At 67.5% G+C, this 23,219-nt stretch carries 19 protein-coding genes and 1 rRNA gene; 11 read left to right on the forward strand and 9 right to left on the reverse strand.

Features of this window, described 5'->3' with window-relative positions; translation table 11 throughout:
- Window positions 1–14: 14 nt before the first annotated feature.
- Window positions 15–1,454, forward strand: coding sequence for a neutral zinc metallopeptidase (locus tag ACAG20_RS20285; RefSeq protein ID WP_370493881.1), 1,440 nt, complete (start codon window positions 15–17; stop codon window positions 1,452–1,454).
- Window positions 1,455–1,550: 96 nt separating this feature from the next.
- On the opposite strand, the gene glgP is transcribed toward ACAG20_RS20285, so the two are convergent.
- A complete protein-coding gene (glgP, locus tag ACAG20_RS20290; RefSeq protein WP_370493882.1) occupies window positions 1,551–4,127 on the reverse strand; it encodes an alpha-glucan family phosphorylase in 2,577 nt (858 codons plus the stop codon).
- A gap of 220 nt (window positions 4,128–4,347) precedes the next feature.
- On the opposite strand from glgP, the gene ACAG20_RS20295 reads away from it, so the two are divergent.
- Together ACAG20_RS20295 and glgB are read left to right on the forward strand one after the other, a co-directional pair.
- Complete coding sequence (locus ACAG20_RS20295) at window positions 4,348–6,393, forward strand: alpha-1,4-glucan--maltose-1-phosphate maltosyltransferase (RefSeq protein WP_370493883.1); 2,046 nt, start codon at window positions 4,348–4,350, stop codon at window positions 6,391–6,393.
- A gap of 5 nt (window positions 6,394–6,398) precedes the next feature.
- Window positions 6,399–8,606 (forward strand): 1,4-alpha-glucan branching protein GlgB, encoded by a 2,208-nt coding sequence (glgB, locus tag ACAG20_RS20300; RefSeq protein WP_370493884.1) that lies wholly within the window; start codon window positions 6,399–6,401, stop codon window positions 8,604–8,606.
- A gap of 64 nt (window positions 8,607–8,670) precedes the next feature.
- Here the strand turns inward: glgB and ACAG20_RS20305 are convergent, their stop codons facing one another.
- Window positions 8,671–9,564, reverse strand: a complete 894-nt coding sequence (locus ACAG20_RS20305) for a co-chaperone YbbN (protein ID WP_112686756.1) — start codon at window positions 9,562–9,564, stop codon at window positions 8,671–8,673.
- A 145-nt stretch (window positions 9,565–9,709) separates the two neighbouring features.
- Complete coding sequence (locus ACAG20_RS20310) at window positions 9,710–10,891, reverse strand: acetyl-CoA C-acetyltransferase (RefSeq protein WP_370493885.1); 1,182 nt, start codon at window positions 10,889–10,891, stop codon at window positions 9,710–9,712.
- 81 nt (window positions 10,892–10,972) lie between these two features.
- On the opposite strand from ACAG20_RS20310, the gene mce reads away from it, so the two are divergent.
- Window positions 10,973–11,458: a methylmalonyl-CoA epimerase gene (mce, locus tag ACAG20_RS20315; protein ID WP_370493886.1), complete on the forward strand. Its 486-nt coding sequence runs from the start codon at window positions 10,973–10,975 to the stop codon at window positions 11,456–11,458.
- A 19-nt stretch (window positions 11,459–11,477) separates the two neighbouring features.
- Here mce and ACAG20_RS20320 read toward each other — a convergent pair whose 3' ends face one another.
- Genes ACAG20_RS20320 through nucS form a run of 3 tightly spaced genes read right to left on the reverse strand, consistent with a single transcriptional unit; the run spans window position 11,478 to window position 13,619 of the window.
- The gene (locus ACAG20_RS20320; protein ID WP_370493887.1) at window positions 11,478–11,774 is read right to left on the reverse strand and encodes a hypothetical protein; all 297 of its coding nucleotides are present in this window, start codon (window positions 11,772–11,774) and stop codon (window positions 11,478–11,480) included.
- 24 nt (window positions 11,775–11,798) lie between these two features.
- On the reverse strand, window positions 11,799–12,893 hold the full coding sequence (locus ACAG20_RS20325; protein ID WP_370493888.1) for an NADH:flavin oxidoreductase: 1,095 nt from the start codon (window positions 12,891–12,893) through the stop codon (window positions 11,799–11,801).
- 54 nt (window positions 12,894–12,947) lie between these two features.
- A complete protein-coding gene (nucS, locus tag ACAG20_RS20330) occupies window positions 12,948–13,619 on the reverse strand; it encodes an endonuclease NucS (RefSeq protein WP_370493889.1) in 672 nt (223 codons plus the stop codon).
- Between the two features lie 46 nt (window positions 13,620–13,665).
- Here nucS and ACAG20_RS20335 point away from each other — a divergent pair, with 46 nt between their 5' ends.
- A complete protein-coding gene (locus ACAG20_RS20335) occupies window positions 13,666–15,270 on the forward strand; it encodes an adenylate/guanylate cyclase domain-containing protein (RefSeq protein WP_370493890.1) in 1,605 nt (534 codons plus the stop codon).
- A gap of 6 nt (window positions 15,271–15,276) precedes the next feature.
- Here the strand turns inward: ACAG20_RS20335 and glsA are convergent, their stop codons facing one another.
- A complete protein-coding gene (glsA, locus tag ACAG20_RS20340; protein WP_370493891.1) occupies window positions 15,277–16,551 on the reverse strand; it encodes a glutaminase A in 1,275 nt (424 codons plus the stop codon).
- A 94-nt stretch (window positions 16,552–16,645) separates the two neighbouring features.
- Between glsA and ACAG20_RS20345 the strand changes: the two genes are divergently transcribed.
- The 6 genes from ACAG20_RS20345 to ACAG20_RS20370 all read left to right on the forward strand — a co-directional run bounded on the left by ACAG20_RS20345 (window position 16,646) and on the right by ACAG20_RS20370 (window position 21,523).
- Window positions 16,646–18,151, forward strand: a complete 1,506-nt coding sequence (locus ACAG20_RS20345; RefSeq protein WP_370493892.1) for an AlkA N-terminal domain-containing protein — start codon at window positions 16,646–16,648, stop codon at window positions 18,149–18,151.
- Complete coding sequence (locus ACAG20_RS20350; protein ID WP_370493893.1) at window positions 18,148–18,639, forward strand: methylated-DNA--[protein]-cysteine S-methyltransferase; 492 nt, start codon at window positions 18,148–18,150, stop codon at window positions 18,637–18,639. The genes ACAG20_RS20345 and ACAG20_RS20350 overlap by 4 nt, the downstream gene beginning before the upstream one ends.
- 74 nt (window positions 18,640–18,713) lie before the next feature.
- Complete coding sequence (locus ACAG20_RS20355; RefSeq protein WP_370493894.1) at window positions 18,714–19,058, forward strand: hypothetical protein; 345 nt, start codon at window positions 18,714–18,716, stop codon at window positions 19,056–19,058.
- Between the two features lie 6 nt (window positions 19,059–19,064).
- Entirely contained in the window at window positions 19,065–20,234 is a 1,170-nt protein-coding gene (locus ACAG20_RS20360) for a hypothetical protein (protein WP_370493895.1), read from the forward strand.
- 9 nt (window positions 20,235–20,243) lie between these two features.
- Entirely contained in the window at window positions 20,244–20,801 is a 558-nt protein-coding gene (locus tag ACAG20_RS20365) for a hypothetical protein (RefSeq protein ID WP_370493896.1), read from the forward strand.
- 38 nt (window positions 20,802–20,839) lie between these two features.
- Window positions 20,840–21,523, forward strand: coding sequence for a hypothetical protein (locus ACAG20_RS20370; RefSeq protein ID WP_370493897.1), 684 nt, complete (start codon window positions 20,840–20,842; stop codon window positions 21,521–21,523).
- Window positions 21,524–21,576: 53 nt separating this feature from the next.
- On the opposite strand, the gene ACAG20_RS20375 is transcribed toward ACAG20_RS20370, so the two are convergent.
- Window positions 21,577–22,593, reverse strand: coding sequence for a PE-PPE domain-containing protein (locus tag ACAG20_RS20375; protein WP_370493898.1), 1,017 nt, complete (start codon window positions 22,591–22,593; stop codon window positions 21,577–21,579).
- Between the two features lie 406 nt (window positions 22,594–22,999).
- Window positions 23,000–23,112 (reverse strand): 5S ribosomal RNA (gene rrf / locus ACAG20_RS20380).
- Window positions 23,113–23,219 lie beyond the last annotated feature (107 nt).

Here is a 23,219-nt window from a genome sequence, read left to right on the forward strand (position 1 = left end):
TATCGTGATGTCCCATGCGCCGCCGCCACCGTGCTCTCGCGACCGCCTGCACCCTGGTGCTGCTGTTGAGCGGGTGCGCCCGGATGCTGGAGGGAACACCGGTGTCGATCTTCGCCGACCCGTTCCGGGTGGGCGGCCTGCAGGCGGTGGACGGGCCCACCGGGTTGCGCCCCGACGCCCCGCCGCCGAGCCGCGAGGTCGAGGGCACCGACGGCGGGCGGATCGACCAGCTCGCCGCCCAGTCCGTCAGTGACCTCGAGGCGTTCTGGACGACCAGTTATCCCAACACCTTCGACGGCGACTTCGAGCCGGTGCGATCGCTGCTCTCCTGGGATCCCGGCCAACTACGTGGAACATTCTGCAAGAGTAGGACTTTCCTGCTGATCAATGCGGCCTACTGCTATCTGGACGACACCATCGGGTGGGATCGCCGGCTGCTGTTGCCGGCGCTGCGCAGCATCTACGGCGACATGGCGATCACCATGGTGCTCGCCCATGAGTACGGCCACGCGATCGCCCGCGCCGCCGGGATCACCAAGCGGCGCCAGACCCCGACGCTGGTGGCCGAGCAGCAGGCGGACTGTCTGGCGGGGGTCTACCTGCGCTGGGTGGCCCAGGGCGACTCGCCTCGCTTCACGCTCAGCACCGGTGACGGGTTGAACGGTGTGCTGGCCGCGATGCTGGCGCTGCGCGATCCGCTGCTCAATCCCGGCGAGACCGTCGGCGACAACGAGCACGGCTCGGCGTTCGAACGGATCTCGGCGTTCCAGTTCGGGTTCACCGACGGCGCCGGATCGTGCCAGGCCATCGACGCCCAGGAGATCGAGCAGCGGCGCGGCGAACTCCCCGTCCAATTGCAGCAGAACGAGACCGGCGAGGTGCCGGTCAGCGAGGATTCGGTGCGGGTCATCGTCGACGCGATGAACATCGCGTTCGAGCCGAACAAACCCCCGCAGCTCACGTTCGACGCCGCGGTCGCCTCGTCGTGCACCGACGCCCGGCCCAGCCCCCCGGCGTCGTACTGTCCCGCGACCAACACCATTGCGGTCGATCTGCCGGCTCTGCAGGCGATGGGCACCCCCAGCAAGGACCAGAAGTTGGCGACGCTGTCCGGCGACAACACCGCCTATTCGGTCCTGGTGTCGCGCTACCTGCAGGCGGTGCAGGTCGAGCACGGCGGGCTGGTGCTCGACAACGCCGCTGCCGCGCTGCGCACCGCATGCCTGACCGGGGTGGCCACCACCCGGCTGTCGCAGGGGGTCACCACCTCCAATGGCAGCATCATCGTGTTGACCGCCGGCGATCTGGACGAGGCGGTCGCCGGACTGCTCACCAACGGCCTGGCCGCCGGTGACGTCAACGGTGAATCGGTGCCGGCGGGCTTCTCCCGTATCGACGCCTACCGCACCGGGGTGCTCGGCGACTTCGACCGCTGCCTCCAGCGCTTCCCCTGACCCCCGTCCCCTCTTCCCGCGAGCGAGCGTGTCTGCACGCCGACACGCCGTCGGGCGTGACATGCTGCGCACGCTCGCCCAGCCGACCGGCGAGCCTCAGGCCAGTGTGACCAGTCCCAGCTCGGCATAGCCGGACAGCAGCGGGTGACTCGGCAACACCCGCACCGTGTAGCCGACCGCGCCGGCGACCGGTAGCGGGGTGGTCGTCGCGAACACTTCGGTTCCATCGGCGCCGGTGCGCTGATGTGCCATCACCACGGTGGCCGGATCCAGCAGGGTGTCATCGGAGTCCAGCCGGCCCAGCACCGCCTGCACCGTCACCTCGTCGGGCGCCAGGCCGGCCAACCGGACCGTGGCGGTCAGCGTCAGCTCCGACCCCAGTTGCGGGGTGTCGGGCAGACCCGTGCTGTCGACGTCGGTGATCTCGATGCGCTGCCAGGAGCGCTCCGCCCGGGTGCGGTAGTCGGCCAGCTGTCGAGCCGCACCATAGGGCACCCCGTCCACCGGTTCCCGGGTACGCCGCAGCGACTGCGCCGCGGGGGCGTAGCACTGCTCGACGTAGTCGCGCACCATCCGCGAGGCAAGCACCTTCGGCCCCAACGTCTGCAGTGTGTGGTGCACCATCTCGATCCAGCGCGGCGGGACGCCACGTTCGTCGCGGTCGTAGAACTTCGGGACGACTGACTGCGCCAGCAGGTCATAGAGCGCCGCGGCTTCCAGATCGTCGCGGCGGTTCTCATCTGCCACCCCGTCGGCGGTGGGTATCGCCCAGCCGTTCTCCCCGTCGAACCACTCGTCCCACCAGCCGTCGCGGATGGACAGGTTCAGCCCGCCGTTGAGCGCACTCTTCATCCCCGATGTGCCGCATGCCTCCAGCGGGCGCAGCGGATTGTTCAGCCACACATCGCATCCGGCGTAGAGCCGCCGTGCCATCGACATGTCGTAGTCGGGCAGGAAGGCGATGCGATGACGCACTTCCGGGCGGTCCGCGAACCGCACCACCTGCTGGATCAGCGCCTTGCCGCCGTCGTCGGCCGGATGGGATTTGCCGGCGACGATCAGCTGAACCGGCCGCTGCTCGTCGAGCAGCAGTTGCTCCAACCGGTCGGGGTCACGCAGCATCAGCGTCAACCGCTTGTAGGTGGGCACTCGGCGGGCGAAGCCGATGGTCAGCACGTCGGGGTCGAAAGCCGTTGCGATCCAGCCTAACTCGGCCTCGGAGGCGCCCCGGTCCAGCCCGGACCTCAACAACCGGAATCGGACCTCGTCGACCAGCACCGACCGCAGCTGCGATCGGATCGACCACAGCGCAACGGGATCGATCTGCTGCAGCCGCTCCCAGGCGGCCGGCTCGCTGAACGAATCCGCCGTCGCCAGGTCGCGGCCCAGCTGCAGCCATGGCGCCGCCGCCCAACTGGGCGCGTGCACACCGTTGGTGATCGAGCCGATCGGCACCTCATCGCGGTCGAAGCCCGGCCACAACCCGTTGAACATGGCACGGCTGACCCTGCCGTGCAGTCGGGACACCCCGTTGGCGCGCTGGGCCAACCGCAGCCCCATGTGGGCCATATTGAAAGTGTCGGGGTCGGGTTCAGCGCCCAGTTCGAGGATCCGCTCGATGGGCACCCCGCTGGCCAGTGCGTTGCCGTCGAAGTAGCGGCGCACCATATCGATGCCGAACCGGTCGATGCCGGCCGGGACCGGGGTGTGGGTGGTGAACACCGTCGACGAACGCACCACTGCCAGCGCAGTGTCGAAATCGAGGCGTTGGTCGGAGATCAGCTCACGGATGCGTTCGATGCCGAGGAAACCGGCATGGCCCTCGTTCATGTGGAACACCTCGGGGGCGGGGGTGCCGCTGAGCTCGGTGAACGCCCTGATTGCCCGAACCCCGCCGATCCCGGCCAAGATCTCCTGGCGGATCCGGTGCTCCTGGTCGCCGCCGTACAGCCGGTCGGTGACGCCGCGTAGCTGATGCTCGTTCTCACCGATGTCGGAGTCCAACAGCAGCAGCGGCACCCGCCCGACCTGCGCCACCCAGATCCGGGCGCGCAACCGGCCTGCGCCGGGCAGTGCCACCTCGATCAGCGCCGGGTTGCCGGCGGCATCGGCCAGCAGCCGCAACGGCAGCCCCTGCGGGTCCAGCGACGGATAGGTCTCCCGCTGCCAGCCGTCGGCCGTCAGCGATTGACGGAAGTATCCCGACCGGTAGTACAGCCCGACCGCGATCAGCGGCACCCCCAGGTCCGATGCCGATTTCAGGTGGTCACCGGCCAGAATCCCCAGGCCTCCGGAATAGTTGGGCAGCGCCTCGGCGACGCCGAACTCCATCGAGAAGTAGGCGATCGCGGCCGGCAGCGTCGCGCCGGCCTCCTGCTGCTGCTGGTACCACCTGGGCTGGGTCAGATATTCGTCGAGATCGGCCGACAGGGTCTCGAGCCGGCCGGTGAACGCCTCGTCGGCGGCCAATTCGTCAAGCCGTGCCGGACTCACGGCGCCCAGCAGTGCGACCGGATCCCGCCCGCAACCGGCCCACAGCTCAGGGTCGATGGTGGCGAACAACTCCTGCGTCGGCTGATCCCACGACCAGCGCAAGTTCATCGACAGTTGCTCGAGTGCCCGCAGCCGGTCGGGAAGGTGCGCACGAACGGTGAACCGGCGGAGTGCTTTCACACGTCGTCACCTTACCGCCGGTTCAGCGAGGCTCGCCGGAGTTGGCCCGAAGGGCCGGCGCAGGCGAGGCGAAGCTGGGACCGCCGCACAGCCACGCCGGTTCAGCGAGGCTCGCGCCGGACGGACGTGGCGATTCGGTTGCGAACCGGCCGCTTCGTGTCGGTCGAGATCCCCCGCCCATTACCGTGGGCGTCAAGAGCCCGCGGCGAACGGAGTGTGAGTGCCTGGTCGTGTCGAGATCGACGACGTCGAACCGGTCATCTCGTGCGGACGCTATCCGGCCAAGGCCGTGGTCGGCGAGACGGTGCCGGTCAAGGCCACCGTGTGGCGCGAGGGCCACGACGCGGTCGCCGCGACGCTGGTGGTGAGTTATCTCGGACGCCGCTACCCACATCCCGGGGAGTCGCCGGCCGCACCGCCGGTTGCCGGCGCCGCGCCGCTGCACATCCCCATGCACATCGGGTTCGACGACTACGTGTTCCACGGCGCCTTCACGCCTGATTCGGTCGGGTTGTGGACCTTCCGCGTCGAGGGTTGGGGCGACCCACTGCAGAGCTGGCGAAACGCCGTGACCGCCAAGCTCGAGGCGGGCCAGGGCGAGACCGAGTTGTCCAACGACCTGTTGGTCGGCGCCGACTTGTTCGACCGCGCTGCGGCCGAGATACCGCCCGCGCAGCGCCGGCCGGTGCAGGAAGCGGCCGCCGCCCTACGCGCCCCCGGTGACCCGGTGGACCGGGCCGCGCCCGCCCTCTCGACAGCGGTCGAAGAACTGCTGGCCCGCCACCCGTTGCGCGAGCTGGTCACCCGCGGCGAGAACCACCAGGTGTGGGTGGATCGGCCGCTGGCCCGCCGCGGCGCCTGGTATGAGATGTTTCCGCGCTCGACTGGCGGCTGGGATAGCGACGGCAACCCCGTGCACGGCACCTTCGCCACCGCATCAGCAGCGCTCCCACGCATCGCGGCGATGGGCTTCGACGTGGTGTATCTGCCGCCCATCCATCCCATCGGGCACGTCCATCGCAAGGGCCGCAACAACTCCACGACCGCCGAGCCGGGTGACGTCGGTTCGCCGTGGGCGATCGGCAGCGCCGAGGGCGGCCACGACGCGGTTCACCCGGGGCTCGGCACCATCGACGATTTCGACGACTTCGTGGCGGCCGCCCATCGCCTGGACCTGGAGGTCGCGTTGGATCTGGCGCTGCAGTGCGCACCGGATCACCCCTGGGCCAGTCAGCACCGGGAATGGTTCACCGAACTGCCCGACGGCACGATCGCCTATGCCGAGAATCCGCCGAAGAAGTATCAGGACATCTACCCGCTGAACTTCGACAACGATCCGGCCGGCTTGTACGCCGAGGTGCTGCGCGTGGTCCGGTTCTGGATCGACCACGGGGTGAAGGTCTTTCGGGTCGACAATCCCCACACCAAGCCGCCGGACTTCTGGATCTGGCTGATCGCCGCAGTGAAGAACATCGATCCCGACGTGTTGTTCTTGTCCGAAGCCTTCACTCCGCCGGCACGCCAGTACGGTCTGGCCAAACTCGGCTTCACCCAGTCCTACACCTACTTCACCTGGCGGACATCGAAATCCGAGCTCACCGAATTCGGACAGCAGATCGCCGAGCTCGCCGACTACCGGCGGCCGAACCTGTTCGTCAACACCCCCGACATCCTGCACGCCAGCCTGCAGTCAGGCGGTCCGGGTATGTTCGCCATCCGCGCGGTGCTGGCGGCGACACTGGGCCCGACGTGGGGGGTGTACTCCGGCTTCGAATTGTTCGAGGACCGGGCGTTGCGTGAGGGCAGCGAAGAGTACCTCGACTCCGAGAAGTACCAGCTGCGTCCGCGCGACTTCGCCGCCGCCGTCGCCGAGGGCAGGTCTTTGGAACCGTTCATCGCCCGGCTCAACGAGATCCGCCGGATGCATCCGGCGCTGAGCCAGCTGCGTACCGTGCACTTCCACCCGATCGACAACGATGCGTTGCTGGCCTACAGCAAGTTCGATCCGGACAGCGGCGACACCGTGCTGATGGTGGTCAATCTCAACCCGTTCGTCCCCGAGCACGCGACGCTGCGGCTGGATATGTGGGCGCTGGGAATGGAGGACTACCAACGATTCTGGGTGCGAGACCAGATCAGCGGCGAGGATTACCACTGGGGCCGGGAGAACTGGGTGCGGCTCGACCCGGCACGGGCGGTGGCCCACATCGTCAACATGCCGCCGGTCAACGCGCAGGCCCGCACCGCCCTGCTGCGTCGCAGGTGAGGTCGATGGCCCGACAGTTGGCGCCCGCCGCGGCGGACCTGACCCGACTCCTCGCCGGCGAACACCATGATCCGCACGCGATCCTGGGCGCCCACGAGTACGGCGAGGTCACGGTGGTCCGGGTATTGCGGCCCCGCGCGCGCCGCGCGGTCGTGGTGGCCGGCACCGACCGATTCCCGATGCGGCATCTCGGCTCCGGGTTGTTCGCGGTTGCGCTGCCGTTGACCAGGCTGGCCGACTATCGACTCGAGCTGCACTACCCCGACGCGGCGAAGTTCGCTGAGCCGACCGGGATTCACACAGTCGCCGACGGTTACCGGTTCGCGCCGACACTCGGCGAGGTTGACCAGCACCTGTTCGCCGAGGGCCGCCACGAACGGCTGTGGGAGGTGCTGGGCGCCCATCGCCGCACATTCACCACGGCCGGCGGTGACGTGTCCGGGGTGTCGTTCGCGGTGTGGGCGCCCAACGCCACCGGAGTCGGCCTGATCGGTGACTTCAACGGCTGGGACAGCAACGACGCCCCGCTGCGCGCGTTGGGCTCCTCCGGGGTCTGGGAGGTGTTCTGGCCCGACTTTCCGCCCGATGGTCTCTACAAGTTCCGTATCCACGGCGCCGACGGCAGCGTCAGCGATCGTGCCGACCCGTTCGCCTTCGCTACCGAGGTGCCGCCACGAACCGCGTCGCGGGTGACGCACAGCGACTACCGCTGGGGTGACGGCGACTGGATGACCCAGCGCGCCGGCCGAGACCCGGTGGCGGAGCCGATGAGCACCTACGAGGTGCACCTGGGGTCGTGGCGGCCGGGCCTGAGCTATCGCCAGCTCGCGGTGGAGCTGACCGACTACGTTGTGCAGCACGGCTTCACCCATGTCGAGCTGCTGCCGGTCGCCGAGCATCCGTTCGGCGGGTCCTGGGGTTATCAGGTCACGTCGTACTACACGCCGACCGCGCGCTTTGGCACACCCGACGATTTCCGGGCGTTGGTCGACGCGCTGCACCGCGCCGGCATCGGCGTCATCGTGGACTGGGTGCCGGCGCACTTCCCCAAAGACGCGTGGGCGCTGGGCCGTTTCGACGGCACCCCGCTCTATGAGCACGCCGACCCGCGCCGTGGTGAACAGCTCGACTGGGGCACCTACGTGTTCGACTTCGGTCGTCCGGAGGTGCGCAACTTCCTGGTGGCCAATGCGCTGTACTGGCTGACCGAGTTCCACGTCGACGGACTGCGCGTGGATGCCGTGGCGTCGATGCTGTATCTGGATTACTCCCGTCCCGCCGGCGGCTGGACACCCAACATCTACGGTGGCCGGGAGAACCTCGAGGCGGTGCAGTTCCTGCAGGAGCTGAACGCGACCGCGCACCGGGTGGCGCCGGGAATCGTGACCATCGCCGAGGAATCCACGTCCTGGCCGGGCGTGACCCGCGATACCGGCCTGGGCGGCCTGGGCTTTTCGATGAAGTGGAACATGGGCTGGATGCACGACACGCTGTCCTATCTCGGTCACGACCCGGTGCACCGCTCCTATCACCACCATGAGATGACGTTCTCGATGCTGTACGCCTACAGCGAGAACTTCGTACTGCCGATCAGCCACGACGAAGTGGTGCACGGCAAGGGCACGCTGTGGAGCCGAATGCCCGGCGACGATCACGCCAAGGCCGCCGGGGTGCGCTCGCTGCTGGCCTACCAGTGGGCGCATCCGGGCAAGCAGTTGCTGTTCATGGGCCAGGAATTCGGCCAACGCGCCGAGTGGTGCAACGAGCGTGGCGTCGACTGGTTCCAGCTTGATCCCGGCACCGAGCCCGACGGCTACTCCCCCGGCATCCTGCGGCTGGTCGGCGACATCAACGCCCACTACCGGGCGCTGCCCGCGTTGTGGAGTCAGGACGGCGACCCGCGGGGCTACTCGTGGATCGACGCCAACGACTCGACCAACAACGTGCTGAGCTTTCTGCGCTACGGCGCGGACGGTTCGATGCTGGCCTGCGTGTTCAACTTCTCCGGGATCGAGCACGCCGACTACCACCTGGGCCTGCCTCGCGCCGGCCGGTGGCGCGAGGTGCTCAACACCGACGCGATCGGCTACCGCGGTTCGGGGGCGGGCAACCTGGGCGGCGTGGAGGCCACCGATGATCCGTGGCACGGCCGGCCGGCCTCGGCGGTGCTGCTGCTGCCTGCCCTGTCGGCGCTATGGCTGGCGCCCGCGTAGCGGCGAGCGCCAGCGCGGCGGAGCCGGGCCCCGCGGATCGGCCCCATCGGATCAGCGCGCCAGGTCAGTACAGCGCGTTGGCCAGGTTGCGCCGACCGGCGATGACCTCGGGATCGGCCGGGTCGAAGAGCTCGAACAGCTCCACCAGCCGGGTCCGCACCGTACTGCGTTCGTCACCGGAGGTTCGCCGCACCAGCGCGATCAGCCGGTCGAACGCCGCGGTGACGTCCTGATTGAGAATCTGCACATCGGCCGCGGCGAAGGCGGCCTCGATGTCGTCGGGGGAAGCATCGGCGCGTGCCGGCGCATCCGGCTGCCGGCCGGTTGCGCGCTCCAGGAACGTCAACTGGCGCAGCGCCGCCTTGGCTTCGACATGGTCGGGGTCGGCGTCGAGCAGCGCCTGATAGGAGTCGCGAGCCGCGGCGAAGTCACCGGCGTCGAGTTGATCGCGGGCCCGGGCGAGTACCGGGTCCACCTGCTCGGGCTGCTCGGTTTCGCCGCCGCCGGAGAGCTTGCCCGCGGTGGCCGACAGCAGCGAATCCACCCAGCGGCGCAGCTGGTCGGGTGGCTGCACCCCCTGAAAGCTGGTGATCGGTTGGCCGGCGGCAAGCGCCACCACGGTGGGTACCGCTTCCACGCCGAACACCTGCGCCACCCGTGGAGCGACGTCGACGTTGACGGTGGCCAGCGACCACGTGCCGCCATCACTGGTGGCCAGCGCGCCCAGCGTGTCGGCCAGCTTGATGCAGGCCTCGCTGCGAGGCGACCACAGCAACACCACCACCGGCACCTGGTTGGAGCGGACCAGCACCTCGTCTTCGAAGTTGGCCTCGGTGATCTCGGTGGCGCCCGGCGGGGCGGAGCCGTCACCGCCGGCACCACCGGGCGGTTGCTTGAGTCCGGACAGATCTACTGCTCCGGCCAATGCCGGACCGATCGGGGGTCGAGGACGCGTCACGTCTCCAAGTCTGTCACGCCGCCCCAGCGCCGGCGCCGATGGCTGATTTCGGGGCCGACGAGCCCGCCTATGACCAAAATCACACCCCGAATCCAACGACACGAAACCGGCGAATCCAGCAACCTACGCGACCGAAGGACAGCGGCTATCCGGTCCGCAGAATCAGCGCGTCGCCCTGCCCACCGGCACCGCACAGCGCGGCCACCGCGTAGCCCGAACCGCGGCGTTTGAGCTCGAGGGCGGCGTGCAGCGTGATACGCGCCCCGGACATGCCGATCGGGTGCCCGACGGCGATCGCGCCGCCGTGGATGTTGACGACGTCAGGGTTCACCCCGAGTTCCCGGGTCGAGGCCAGCGACACCGCCGCGAACGCCTCGTTGATCTCCACCACGCCGAGCTGGTCGACCGATATGCCCTCCCGGGCGATGGCCCTTTTGATGGCATTGGCCGGCTGCGACTGCAAGGTCGAGTCCGGCCCGGCGACCACGCCGTGCGCTCCGATCTCACACAGCCAGTCCAGTCCGAGCTGCTGAGCCTTGGCCTTGCTCATCACCACCACGGCGGCCGCGCCGTCGGAAATCTGCGACGACGAGCCTGCGGTAATGGTGCCGTCCTTGCGGAACGCCGGCTTGAGCCCGGCCAGTGATTCGGCGGTGGTGTTGGCCCGGATGCCCTCGTCCTCGGTGAACTCCAGCGGATCTCCCTTGCGCTGCGGGATCTTCACCGGCACCACCTCGTCAGCAAACACCCCGTCCTTCCATGCCGCGGCAGCCCTGCGGTGCGATTCGGCCGCGAACTCGTCCTGCTCGGCGCGGGTGAACTTGTCGGCCTCGTTGCGTTGCTCGGTGAGTGCACCCATCGGCTGGTCGGTGAACACGTCGTGCAGGCCGTCGTAGGCGAGGTGGTCCAGCACGGTCACATCGCCGTACTTGTAGCCGGACCGGCTGTCCATCAGCAGGTGCGGTGCCTTCGTCATGGACTCCTGGCCGCCGGCCACCACCACGTCGAACTCGCCGGCGCGAATCAGCTGGTCAGCCAGCGCGATGGCGTCGATTCCGGACAGGCACATCTTGTTGATGCTCAGCGCCGGAACGTCCCAGCCGATGCCGGCGCCCACCGACGCCTGCCGCGCCGGCATCTGGCCCGCGCCGGCGGTGAGCACCTGGCCCATGATCACGTACTCCACCAGCGAGGCCGGGACGCCCGCCTTCTCCAGGGCCCCGGCGATGGCGATCGCGCCCAGGTCACTGCCGGAGAAATCCTTCAGCGAACCCATTAGCTTGCCGATCGGGGTCCGGGCCCCAGCAACGATCACCGATGTGGTCATGACTACCTCCAAGCCGGATGTGGGCGCCCGATCTGCCGGATCGCCGCAGCGCGATGTTTCTGCTCAGGTTACCGTTGCGTTATGACGACCGAATCCGTCGCTGGCCCGGTAGACGTACTCCCCACCCTGGCCTCCGCCCTGGTGACGGCGATCGACCACGTCGGCATCGCGGTGCCGGACCTGGAAGCGGCCAAGAAGTGGTATCACGACCAGCTCGGCATGATCGTGCTGCACGAAGAGGTCAATGACGAGCAGGGCATCGTCGAAGCGATGCTCGCGGTGCGCGGCGCCCCGGTGGGCAGTGCCCAGCTGCAGCTGATGGCCCCGATCGACGAGTCGTCGACGATCGCGAAGTTCCTGGACAAACGCGGCCCGGGGCTGCAGCAGCTCGCCTACCGGACCAGCGACATCGACGCGCTCTCGCAGCGACTGCGCGACGAAGGTGTCCGGTTGATCTACGACGCGCCGCGGCGCGGCACCTCGAACTCGCGGATCAACTTCATCCACCCCAAGGACGCCGGCGGGGTGCTGATCGAGTTGGTCGAGCCCGCCGCCGCGGCCCACTGACACACTGCGCCCACGGCGGTCACGACCATTTGCGGGTCGGACCGCGGGTTGCGCGGTTGGCCCAACACGGTGTGTGCCAATGCCGGCGATCATCGAGCGCTGCCTCACCCACATCGGCCCGCCACACCACCACGTGCGCGATACCACCGCGAATCTCGTGATCGCATCCCGGGCATCGATAGGTCTTGACGGCCCGCGCGCCGGCAATCGGCCGCACCGCGTACTCGTACCCATCGGGGCCAGTCTCCAGACGCTCCTGGGCCGGCACCGGTAGGGACGTCTGTCGCCGGCGCGACGGGCTGCGGCGGCGAACCATGCCGGACAGCCTAACGACGATCCCTTAGGCCAACGCGGCGAGCGCTGCCGCCGCATCGTAGCCCCCGAACCCGTCCAGCGCGCCGCGGCGCAACCGGTCCACCCAGGTCGGGTCGGCGAGCAGCGCCCGGCCTACCGCCACCACGTCGAACTCGCCGGCATCGAACTGCTCGACCAGTCGGTCGATGGGCGCGGGCTGGATCACCTCGCCCCGCTTTTCGCTGCGGAACTGCGTCTCCAACCCCACCGATCCCACTGCGATGACCGGCGCCCCCGTGACCTTCTTCGTCCATCCGGCCAAGCTCAGTTCGGGGTCGTCGTCGGGGAACGCCGGCAGGTAGTGTCTGCGCGTCGAGGGGTGCAGCACATCCACACCGGCCGCGACGAGGGGCGCCAACAGTTCCTGCAACTGCGCCGGGTCGTCGGCGATCGACGCGGTGTAATCGGTGCCCTTCCACTGCGAGAAGCGGAAGATGATCGGGTAGTCCGGGCCCACCGCGGCACGTACCGCGGCTACCACTTCGGCCGGGAACCGCGTCCGCTCGGCCAACGATCCGCCGTAGCCGTCGGTGCGCCGATTCGTTCGCTCCCAAAGGAATTCGTCCAGCAGGTAGCCGTGGGCGCCGTGGAGCTCGACCGCATCAAAGCCGACGTCGCGCGCGCTGGCGGCGCTGGTCGCGTACAGCTGCGAGAGCTCTTGGAGTTCATCGGTTCGCAACGCCCGGCCCCGCGGGTTGCCGTGGCCGTCGATACCCGACGGACCGACCGGCACCACACCGTCGGTGTCCTCGCGTTGCACGCCCTGGTGCCACAACTGGGCGGCGATCGTCGCGCCCTCGCCGTGCACGCCATCGACAACCCGAGTCCAGCCTGCGAGCACCTCGTCACCCGCGATCGTCGGCACGCTGAAGGGGTAACCCGCGGCCGGATCGGGCAGCCGGATGCCTTCGGTGATGATCAGCCCGACACCGCCGGCGGCACGCCGTCGGTAGTACTCGGCGACATCGGTGCCCGGGACCCCGCCCGGCGACGCCTGCCGCGTCATCGGCGCCATCGCGAAGCGATTCGGCACGGTCAGCGAGCGGACGGTCAACGGTTGGAAGAGATCTTGGACTGCCATGCAGCGATGCAACGCTCCGCCGCCGTCTGCTATTCCGCCGCCGACGCCCAGCGGTCAGAACAACCGGTATTCATCGCTGTTCATGCCGCGCATTGCGTCGTAATCCAATGTCACACAGCGAATACCACGATCGGTCGCCAGCGTTCGGGCCTGCGGCTTGATCTGCTGGGCGGCGAACACCCCGCTCACCGGTGCGAGCCGACTGTCACGGTTGAGCAGTTCCAGATACCGGGTCAGCTGCTCGACACCGTCAATCTCGCCGCGCCGCTTGATCTCCACGGCGACCGAGCGTCCCTGCTCGTCGCGACACAGCAGGTCCACCGGTCCGATCGCGGTCATGTACTCCCGGCGCACCAGGCTGTAGCCCTCGCCGAGCAGCTCGACATGCTCGGCCAGCAGCGCCTGCAACTGGGCCTCCACGCCGTCTTTGACCAGACCCGGGTCGACACCGAGTTCATGGCTGGAGTCGTGCTCGATCTCCTCGATGGTGATCCGCAGCTGGTCGCCGGTCTTGTTCGTCACCACCCACACCGGGAACTCGCCGCCGGTTTCCTCGGTGAGCCGGCACGGCGGACTCATCCAGTTCAGCGGCTTATAGGCACGGTCGTCAGCGTGCACACTGACCGAACCATCGGCCTTCAGCAGCAGCAGTCGCCGGGCCGACGGCAGGTGCGCGGTGAGCCGGCCCACGTAGTCGACGGTGCACTGGGCGATGACGAGTCGCATCCGAACCACCTTAGGGGCAGCGTCGAGCAATTATTCTTACGCCACGATGAAAGCGCCGAAGACGACCGCCCAACGGATGAGCCGGGTTCTGGAGCTGTTGACCCGCCAGACCGACCAACTGCCCGAAACCCCGGAATACGGCTCCTGGTTGCTCGGCCGAGTGTCAGAAAGCCAGTATCTGCGGCGGATTCGCATTCAGTTCATCATGACGGTGGTCATCGTGGGCACGAACCTGGTCGGGATCGGCGTGGTGGTGATCCTGGTGACGGTGGCCTTTCCTTCGCCCAGCGTGTTCGCCGACGCCCCGAGATGGCTGACGTATGGCGTCGTGCCCGGCTATGTGGCGCTGGCATTGATCTTCGGTACCTACTGGATCACCCGGCGCACCATCAAGAAGTTGCGCTGGGCGATCAGAGAGCAGCAACCCACCCCGGTGGACGAGCGCAATGCGTTCCTGGCGCCGTGGCGGGTAGCCCAGGTGGTGCTCGCGTTGTGGGGCGTGGCGGCGATGCTGTTCACGGTGCTGTACGGGATGGCCGACCATTACTTCATCCCGATCATCGCGTTCACCGTCGGCGTATGTGGCATCCAGGTGACCACCGCCTGCTACCTGTGCACCGAATTCGCGTTACGGCCGGTGGCCGCCCAGGCGCTCGCCGCCGGACCGCCGCCACGACGGTTCTTCTCGGGCATCATGGGCCGGACCATGATGGTCTGGCTGCTCAGCTCGGGCGTACCGGTTTTGGGCATCGCGCTGACGGCCATCTTCGCCTTGGTGTTGAAGAACCTGACCATGACCCAGTTCGGCATCGCCGTGCTGATAGTGGCGCTCGCCACCGCCATCTTCGGCTTCCTGTTGATGTGGATCCTGTCCTGGCTCACCGCAGCTCCGGTGCGGGTGGTGCGCGCCGCGCTCAGGCGAGTCGAGCAGGGCAACCTGGGAGCCGATCTGGTGGTGTTCGACGGAACCGAACTCGGCGAACTGCAGAGCGGTTTCAACGCGATGGTGCACGGGCTGCGGGAGCGGGAACGGGTGCGTGACTTGTTCGGTCGTCACGTCGGTCGCGAAGTCGCCGCGGCCGCAGAACGCGATCGGATCCAGCTCGGCGGCGAAGAACGCCATGTCGCAGTGCTTTTCGTCGATATCATCGGCTCAACTCAGATTGTGACCTCCAAGCCCGCCACCGAGGTCGTCACCCTGCTCAACCGGTTCTTCGCGGTGGTCGTCGACGAGGTCGACCGCCACCGGGGGCTGATCAACAAGTTCGAGGGCGATGCGACCCTGGCAATCTTCGGCGCGCCCAACCATCTGCCCCAACCCGAAGATGAAGCGCTGGCCGCCGGTCGCGGCATCCTCGGCCGGCTGGCCGACGAAGTGCCGGAGATCCGCGCCGGCATCGGGGTGGCGGCAGGCCAGGTCGTCGCCGGAAATGTCGGCGCCAAAGAACGTTTCGAGTACACCGTGATCGGCGAACCGGTCAACGAGGCAGCCCGGTTGTCCGAGCTGGCCAAAACCCGCCAGCTCCCGCTGTTGACCACGGCGCAGACGCTGCGCGCCGCCTGCATCAGCGAGCAAGCCCATTGGGTGCTGGGCGATTCGGTGGTACTGCGCGGGTATGACCAGCCCACCGTGCTGGCCGGACCGCTCTAGCCGTCGCTAGGTCACCCAGGTCTCGCTCGCGGCGAGTGCGTCGTCGACCGTGGCGAACACCCGCGTCCCCCGGGTCGCCGGGTCGGAGGTCAGCGCGCCGCCCGGATCGACGAGAAGGCCCCGTTTGCCCAGGCTCTGCAGTTCGTCGGCCAGCCCTGCGAGCAGGGCTCGCGCCGGGTCGCTGATGGCGTGCAGCCGCGACACGTCGAGGATCGCGACGCCGAAGTCGCCGCAGTCGCCGGTGGCGGTGCGAGCCACCTGTTCGGCGCCGGCGAAGAGCAGATCTCCGTGCACCTCGTAAACCCGAACGCCCGGGCGGGGCGTGTAGACGCCGCGAATAGCCGAGTGAGCTTCGCTGCTCACAGTCAGGAAATGCAGTCCGAGCTGTTGAGAAAGGCTGCGGCACACCAGCACTCCGCGCACACTGTTGCCCTTGGCGTCGATCCGCGGCGAATAGACGCCGATGCCGAGCTGGCCGGGCAGCACCGCGACGATGCCGCCACCCACTCCGCTCTTGGCCGGCATGCCGACCGCGCTGACCCACTCGCCGGCGGCGTCGTACATACCGCAGGTGACCATCACCGACAGCGTGCGCCGGACCACCGCCGCGTCGGTCACCTGCCGCCCGGTCAACGGGTTGTAGCCACCCCGCGCAAGCGTCGCCGCCATCCGGGCCAGGTCGGTGCTGGTGACCTTCAACGAGCACTGCCGGATGTAGACGTCGAGAGCGTCATCGGGGTCAGCGCCCAGAGCACCGAAACTGTCCAGCAGGTACGCGATCCCGCGATTACGACTGCCGCTGGCCTGCTCTGATCGGTAGACGTCCTCGTCGAAGTCCAGACCGCGTCCCGCACAGGCACTGTAGAACTCCCGGATCAAGGCGAATCGGTCGTCGGCCGTCGCGCCCGGGATCAACGAGCACGCCACTATCGCGCCGGCGTTGATCATCGGATTCTTCGGCACCTGGGTGACCTGGTCGACGCTGATCCTGTTGAATCCCTCGCCGGAGGGTTCCACCCCGATCCTCGCGTCGACGTCCGCATGCCCCAACTGGTCGAGCGCTAGCGCGTAGGTGAACGGTTTGGAGATCGATTGCATGGTGAACTGCGCCTGGGCGTCGCCCGATTCATAGACATAGCCATCCGATGACGACAACGACAGACCGAAGCCGGTCGGATCGACCCGCGCCAACTCCGGAATGTAGCTGGCCAGGGCACCGATGTTGACCTCGGCATGCTCGGCCAGTATCCCGTCCAAGTACCGCTGCACCAGTGCCGTCACGTCCAGATGGTAGCCCCGGCGAGCGGCGTCGGACCGGCACTATCATGTCGTATTCCCGCTAGTGTCGGCGGTCGCCGCATGCGATGGTTACAACGTGCACGACGACTTCGACCGCTGCTATCGTGCCGTGCAGTCCAGCGACGCCCGCTTCGACGGCTGGTTCTACACCGCCGTGCTGACCACCCGGATCTACTGCCGGCCCAGTTGCCCGGTACGGCCCCCGCTGCCGCGGAACGTGCGGTTCTACCCCACCGCTGCCGCCGCTCAGCGGGCGGGCTTCCGGGCCTGTAAACGCTGCCGGCCAGACGCGGCCCCGGGATCGCCGGAATGGAACATCCGCGGCGATATTGTGGGCCGGGCGATGCGGTTGGTCGCCGACGGCACGGTCGACCGCGAAGGGGTGACGGGCCTTGCCGGCCACCTCGGCTACTCCACCCGCCAGTTGCAGCGCCTGCTCTACAACGAGGTCGGAGCCGGCCCGCTGGCACTGGCCCGCGCCCAGCGCGCGCAGACGGCCCGGATTTTGATCGAGACCACGGATCTTCCGTTGAGCGACATCGCTTTTGCGGCCGGCTTCGCCAGCATCCGGCAGTTCAACGACACCGTCCGCGCGGTGTGGGCCACCACGCCGACTGCATTGCGGCATCACGCGGCCGCGCGGTCCAAGGCCGAATCCGACCGGCACGCCCCGAGCCCCGGGGGACTGTCGCTGCGTCTGCCGGTGCGTACCCCGTTCGCGTTCGAGGGGGTCTTCGGCCATCTGGCGGCCTGCGCGGTTGCCGGTTGTGAGGAGGTACGCGACGGTGCGTACCGCCGCACCCTGCGACTGCCGCACGGCAACGGCATCGTCAGCCTGACTCCGGCCCCCGACCACGTCCGGTGCGGCCTGGTACTCGACGATTTCCGGGACCTCACCGCCGCGATCACCCGCTGCCGGCGGCTGCTGGACCTCGACGCCGATCCGGAGGCCGTCGTCGAGGCTCTCACGGACGACCCCGAACTGGCGCCGCTGGTGGCCAAGGCGCCGGGCCAGCGGATCCCCCGCACCGTCGACGAAGCCGAACTGGCGGTTCGGGTGGTGCTCAGCCAGCAGGTGTCGGTCAAGGCGGCCCGCACCCATACGCGGCGGTTGCTGCTGGCCCACGGTGAACCCATTGCCGACCCGGCCGGCGGGCTGACTCACGTCTTCCCATCGGTCGAACGGCTGGCCGATATCGACGCCGACCAGCTGGCGCTGCCCCGGGCACGTCGGAGAACGCTGCTGGCCCTGGTGGCCGGCCTCGCTGACGGCAGCATCAGCCTGGGCGCAGGCTGCGATTGGGGCCGGGCCCGGCAGTCGTTACTGGAGCTTCCCGGCGTCGGCGCGTGGACTGCCGAACTCATCGCCATGCGCGGCCTGGGCGACCCCGATGCGTTCCCGGCGACCGATCTGGGGGTGCGGGTTGCCGTGCGCCGGCTGGGTTTACCCGAGCAGCCGCGGGCCCTGACCGAACGCAGTCTCCGCTGGCGCCCGTGGCGGTCGTATGCCACCCAGCATTTGTGGACTGCCCTTGATCACGCCGTGAACGACTGGCCCCGGACTTCCAAGGAGATCGCATGACCTATCAGCGCACCATCGACAGCCCGATCGGCCCGCTGACCCTGGCCGGCGGGGACGGCAAGCTCAGCCATCTGCTGATGCTCGACCACTCCCATGCCCCCGACCGCACCGGATGGCGCCGCGACGACTCCGCTTTCCCCGACGTCGTCGAACAACTCGAGGCGTACTTCGCCGGGGATCTCACTGAATTCGAGTTGAGCTATGAGATGGCCGGCACCGAGTTTCAGCGCCGGGTGTGGACCGCGTTACTGACGATCCCCTACGGCCAGACCCGCTCCTATGGCGAGTTGGCAACACAGATCGGGACACCGACAGCCTCGCGCGCCGTGGGGCTGGCCAACGGCCGCAACCCGATCTCGATCATCGTGCCCTGCCACCGGGTCATCGGCAGCAACGGCAGCCTGACCGGCTACGGCGGCGGTATCGACCGCAAGCGGACCTTGTTGGACCTGGAGCGGCGGCACAGCCACGCCACGCTGTTCGACTGACTTCGCGTTCGACTGACTTGGCGGACACGGCCGGGTGAATTGGCCGTCTCCGCCGATGCCGATAACCTGCTCGCGTGACCACACCGGGACTTAGCGTCGTGCCGGCGGGACTGCGCACGCTGGCGCAACGCTGCGACATTCTCGCTGGTCAGGTCGGTGTGCCGTTGCCACTGGTAACCGCAGCCGGCTGGCAAACCAGCGGGGGCGCGGCGCGGGCAGCCAGTGCCGCCGCGAACTGGGTCAGCGGCGTCCTCGCCGGCCGGATGCAGGCGACAGCGGCCAAACTCAGCGACGCTGCGCGTGACTACGAGAAGATGGACGACGGTGGCGCAGCGGCGTTGGCCGCAGTGGGCTCGGGCCTCCCGGGCAGCTACCCGGGCGGAGACGGCGGCGCCGGTGGACGCGGGCTGCCGAGGTAGCCATCAGTGACGCTGAGCAATGGTTGGCCGTCGCTCTCCGAGGTGACGGCGGCGAGCTGGGAACACCTCAAGACCGCGGGCGAGAGCTGGTCGCATCTGGCCGACACGTGGGAGAACTCCTTCGATGAAGTCCGCAACGCGTCGGTGCGCCCTGGCGGCACCGCCTGGGAAGGCAGCGGCGCCCACGGCATACAGGAGCGGACTGCCGCCGACGCCGTCACGGTGCGGGCGCCGGCCGACCAGCTCCGCGTCGCCGCCGAGATCGCCCGCCGATGCTGCGGTCAACAGGACACGAACAAGCAGTCAGTACTCAGCGCAGTAGAGGCCGCCGTGCGCGACGGGTTCACCGTCGACGACGACTACACCCTCGCCGACACGCTGCCCTACTACAGCTCTACCGCCGAACGTGACGCGCGAGAACGGGCCGCAGACGGGCACGTCAGCGCGATTCGCACCCGCCTCAACAACCTGGTCAACGCCGAGGCCGACATCGCCCACGACCTCGGCACCGCCACCGCCGGGTTCGAGCACCTGCGCTTCGCTGAAGAAGGCGCCGACGGCGGAGCGGGCGCAGCTGGCCTGCCCCACACGACGCCGCCAAGTGAAAAGACTTCACCGGGCACGGAACCGCAGCGCAGCGCTGCAGACGATGCCGCCGGCTTCGTCCCGCAACTGAACGACGTGCTGATCGCTGGTCAGGGTGCGATCGCTGGCGGCACTGCAGACGGCGTGCGTCAGACAGTGCTCGACGTAGTCGCCAAAGGGCCCGGCACCGGCCCCGGTGCGGCTGACCCCGGTTTGTTGAAATGGTTCGAAGATCCGAAGATCGGCGGCGTCGAGCTAAAGGGATTCTCCCGGGTGGCCCGGGTGACCGGTGTTGCCGCCGCGGCACCCGCCGTGATGTCCGACATTCATGATGGAAACACAGTTGCCGAAGCCGTCACTCGTGAAGGCGTGGGGGTGGTAGCGGGACTCTGGGCAGGCGCTCAAGCTGGCGGACTGCTGGGCTCGGTAGTTCCAGGGGCAGGAACGCTGGCGGGCGTCGTCGTCGGCGCCACTGTCGGAGCCGGCGCCGCGTTTGGCGCTTCCAAGCTTGTCGAAGCGGGTTGGGATCCAGCCGCGGACGCGATGGGCAGCGTCGCGCGTGGCGCACGATCACTGTTCGGTTTCGGTTAGGCGTGGGCCATGCGATTCGATGAATTCCTAGCCCAGAACGGCATCGCCGCATTCCCGGTCGATCGATTCGACGGTTTTACGGTGGACGTCGGCGTCGCACCGGACTGGGAACCCTTCGATTCCGCCGTCGGTATCGGGGTGTGGGTGTGCCGCAGCGATCCATACAGCGACAAATTCTGTGCCAACGCGGTGTTGACGCTGCACCACGTCGACGACTCGCTCGACGCTGGCGACGTATTCGCCATGTTGTCCGAGCAGCAGGTCCACTTGATCCCGGGTTGCCGTGAACTGAACCGAGAACTCGCTGCCGCCACGGAGGGCCCTGGCATAGCGGGGATACTCACAATGCAGATCAACCATCAGCTCGGCACCATCGACAGCATCTCCCGGTCCCGGATCATCACTACCGAAAGGGCGACGCTAATCGCACAACTGACGTTGACCGTGTTACATGATTCACCGGTGGACCGCGAGAACATCTGGCTATCCGTCCGACTGGGTGCGACTAGCCGACCCATCGCCAACAAGGGCGGCGTCCCGGTGAGCAGAATGCAAGAGCACCCTTGATAACAGAAAGCGCGAGGAGAATTCGCTGGGGTCGGGCGGTGCGCTACGCCTTCGCCGCCGTCCTGTGCCTCTTGATTCCGGTGGCGGTACAGGCAGGACTCCAGTGGTATTGGGTTGTCGGGAACCTCTGCACCGCAGTAATCATCGCCGCTGATCAGCGTTGGATTTTCCGACCGGGTGTCAGCCGCACAGAGAGTGGGATCACCTGCCGTTACATTCCGTGGTCCGAGGGAAATGTCTACCTCGCCGGCGGCGTGATCCCGCTGATGGGTTTCGCCATGACTGCGGCCGGGCGCGAGCCGACCAATCCGGCATGGCTCCAGTTCGGCGGCATCCTCTTGATGGTCATGATGCCGGTGGTGTTGTTCAGCGTCCTACGTATGTGGCGCCGATGCCCGCTCTGCATCTCCCCGTCGGCACTGACCCTACGACTAGCCACGCCCGGTTCTAAGTTGACCGAAATCCGCCGCGAGCACGTCGAGTCGATCACCTCCAGGATGGTCCGGAACCCGGTCAACGGCCAGTCATTACAGACCGAGATCGCCTACCGCGCCGCGGATTCGAACAACGCCGACATCCAGACTGTCCTGCTCGGCCTGCATCTGAGCGTCCAACCGATCAACCTCGCTCACGCACTCGTCGCCTGGAACGACGGCGCCGAGGAAGACCCGGACGAGTTGCTGGATCGGATCGAACAGACTCTTCGAGGCCAGTCAAACTGACGTGACGCAGTTTGCCTAGGTCCGAGCCACGGCTACCGTCAGTGCAAGCGTGCTTAGCCCAGCAGGTCTACCGGGTCAGGCATGGCGTAGGTGGTCGTGTCGGTGAACGCCTGCAGGAAGTTCCAGAGGCCGGTCAGGGCTTCCTCGAGCGACGGGGTCGGCGAGTCCAGGTAACCCGCCAGGTAGCCCTCGTTGATGATCCCGAGCAGCGACGGGTGGTCGTTGAGCCCATAGATGTGATAGGTCTCCGGATCGAACCAGCTGGAGAAGAAGTTGCCGATGCCGTCGAACGTGGCCTTGCCCAGTGCCTCCAGCAGGTCACCCAACTCGATGTTGGGCGGCAGGAAACCTTCACCGGCGGGCAGGTTGTCGATGTCTCCCGGCGGCCAGCCGTGCTCAAGGCTGCCGTAGCCCAGGTTCACCAGGATCCGAGTCACCGGCTCCAGCAGTTCGTAGAGCGGCATACCCAGAATCGGGATCAGCTGCAGCGGGGCCAGCAGCGGCAGCAGGTCATTCGGGATCATGTAGAAACTGGTCAGTGAGTCCGGGTCGCCCACCGGCAGTTCGATGGCGTTCGCGATCTGCTCCGGGGTCGCGCTCAGATACACCGAGTGCCCGTAGATGAAGCCCAGCGCAGAGTTGAGTTCCGAAAGCGGGTTGGCGTAGATCGGCTTGATCCCGACCGGGTCATATTCGTAGTTGTAGACGTCGGTGTAGTAGCCGTCGAGGTCGACTCGGGCGGCGGCCATAGAACCGATCGTCACAATCCGGACGAGCTCGTTGGAGATGTCGTTGTCTTGCAACCACTCCACCAGATTGGCCGCGATCCCGCCGCTCTGCGAATAACCGAACACCACGATCGGGTTGTCAGCACTCACTTCGCCGGCGTTGAGCCGCTCAGCGATCGAGTTCTGCAGTTCCGCCAGGCCGACCGCGCTCGACGTCGGACTGACGTTCTCCGGTCCCCATTGGGACACCAGTTCGCCGGTGAAGCCGTGCGGCTTGAGAAAAAGTTCGTTGACGGCATCCAAGTAAGCCTGCGGTGGCTGGGGAATACCCGTGCCCCCCATGATCAGCGCGACACCGCCTCCGAGGTCTGTGCCGTTGCCGGTAAGGGCATACGCCGGCGACTGGGCGTGGACCGATGGTGCAACGATCGGGGCACCCGCGAAAACACTGCCAGCAACAACAGCGGCAACAAGCGGTAAGCAAGCGGTGACTCGCACGCGGTTCCTCCTGTCAAATTCCTTAATAGAAACTAAAAGGTACCGTGTAGTGATGCATCCCGCAACAGCACTCGCGCAGTGCCCAGAACCGGAGCCGATGGCGCCTTTGCCACGTTGGCCGCATCCCGCCGAAACCGGCCCCGTGGCTCCGTTTTGGACACCGTCGGCGGTCTCATTTTCGAAAAACTACGAAAGACCACAAATGCCTGTGGCCCCCAATTGTTTTGGGGGCCACAGGGCTTGATGTTGTGTTCGGCGGTGTCCTACTTTTCCACCCGGTTGGGCAGTATCATCGGCGCTGACAGGCTTAGCTTCCGGGTTCGGGATGGGACCGGGCGTTTCCCTGTCGCTATGTCCGCCGTAACTCTATTTTTTTGTTGGGGTGCGGGTTGGGGCCGGCACCGTGTTCACCAATGTTTGTTTTGGTGGTGGGGTGTGGGTTATGTGTTGTGTGGTGTGGTTGCGGGCAA

Origin of the sequence: Mycobacterium sp. pW045, from assembly GCF_041287085.1 — a bacterium.
In the GTDB taxonomy this organism is placed as follows: domain Bacteria; phylum Actinomycetota; class Actinomycetes; order Mycobacteriales; family Mycobacteriaceae; genus Mycobacterium; species Mycobacterium algericum_A.

Bases quoted from the DNA above. Each gene is read 5' to 3' on its own strand.
- ACAG20_RS20285 (WP_370493881.1), top strand. From the start codon at position 15: ATGCGCCGCCGCCACCGTGCTCTCGCGACCGCCTGCACCCTGGTGCTG.
- glgB (WP_370493884.1), top strand. From the start codon at position 6,399: ATGGCCCGACAGTTGGCGCCCGCCGCGGCGGACCTGACCCGACTCCTC.
- ACAG20_RS20310 (WP_370493885.1), bottom strand. From the start codon at position 10,891: ATGACCACATCGGTGATCGTTGCTGGGGCCCGGACCCCGATCGGCAAG.
- mce (WP_370493886.1), top strand. From the start codon at position 10,973: ATGACGACCGAATCCGTCGCTGGCCCGGTAGACGTACTCCCCACCCTG.
- ACAG20_RS20320 (WP_370493887.1), bottom strand. From the start codon at position 11,774: ATGGTTCGCCGCCGCAGCCCGTCGCGCCGGCGACAGACGTCCCTACCG.
- ACAG20_RS20325 (WP_370493888.1), bottom strand. From the start codon at position 12,893: ATGGCAGTCCAAGATCTCTTCCAACCGTTGACCGTCCGCTCGCTGACC.
- nucS (WP_370493889.1), bottom strand. From the start codon at position 13,619: ATGCGACTCGTCATCGCCCAGTGCACCGTCGACTACGTGGGCCGGCTC.
- ACAG20_RS20335 (WP_370493890.1), top strand. From the start codon at position 13,666: ATGAAAGCGCCGAAGACGACCGCCCAACGGATGAGCCGGGTTCTGGAG.
- ACAG20_RS20350 (WP_370493893.1), top strand. From the start codon at position 18,148: ATGACCTATCAGCGCACCATCGACAGCCCGATCGGCCCGCTGACCCTG.
- ACAG20_RS20365 (WP_370493896.1), top strand. From the start codon at position 20,244: ATGCGATTCGATGAATTCCTAGCCCAGAACGGCATCGCCGCATTCCCG.
- ACAG20_RS20375 (WP_370493898.1), bottom strand. From the start codon at position 22,593: ATGGGGGGCACGGGTATTCCCCAGCCACCGCAGGCTTACTTGGATGCC.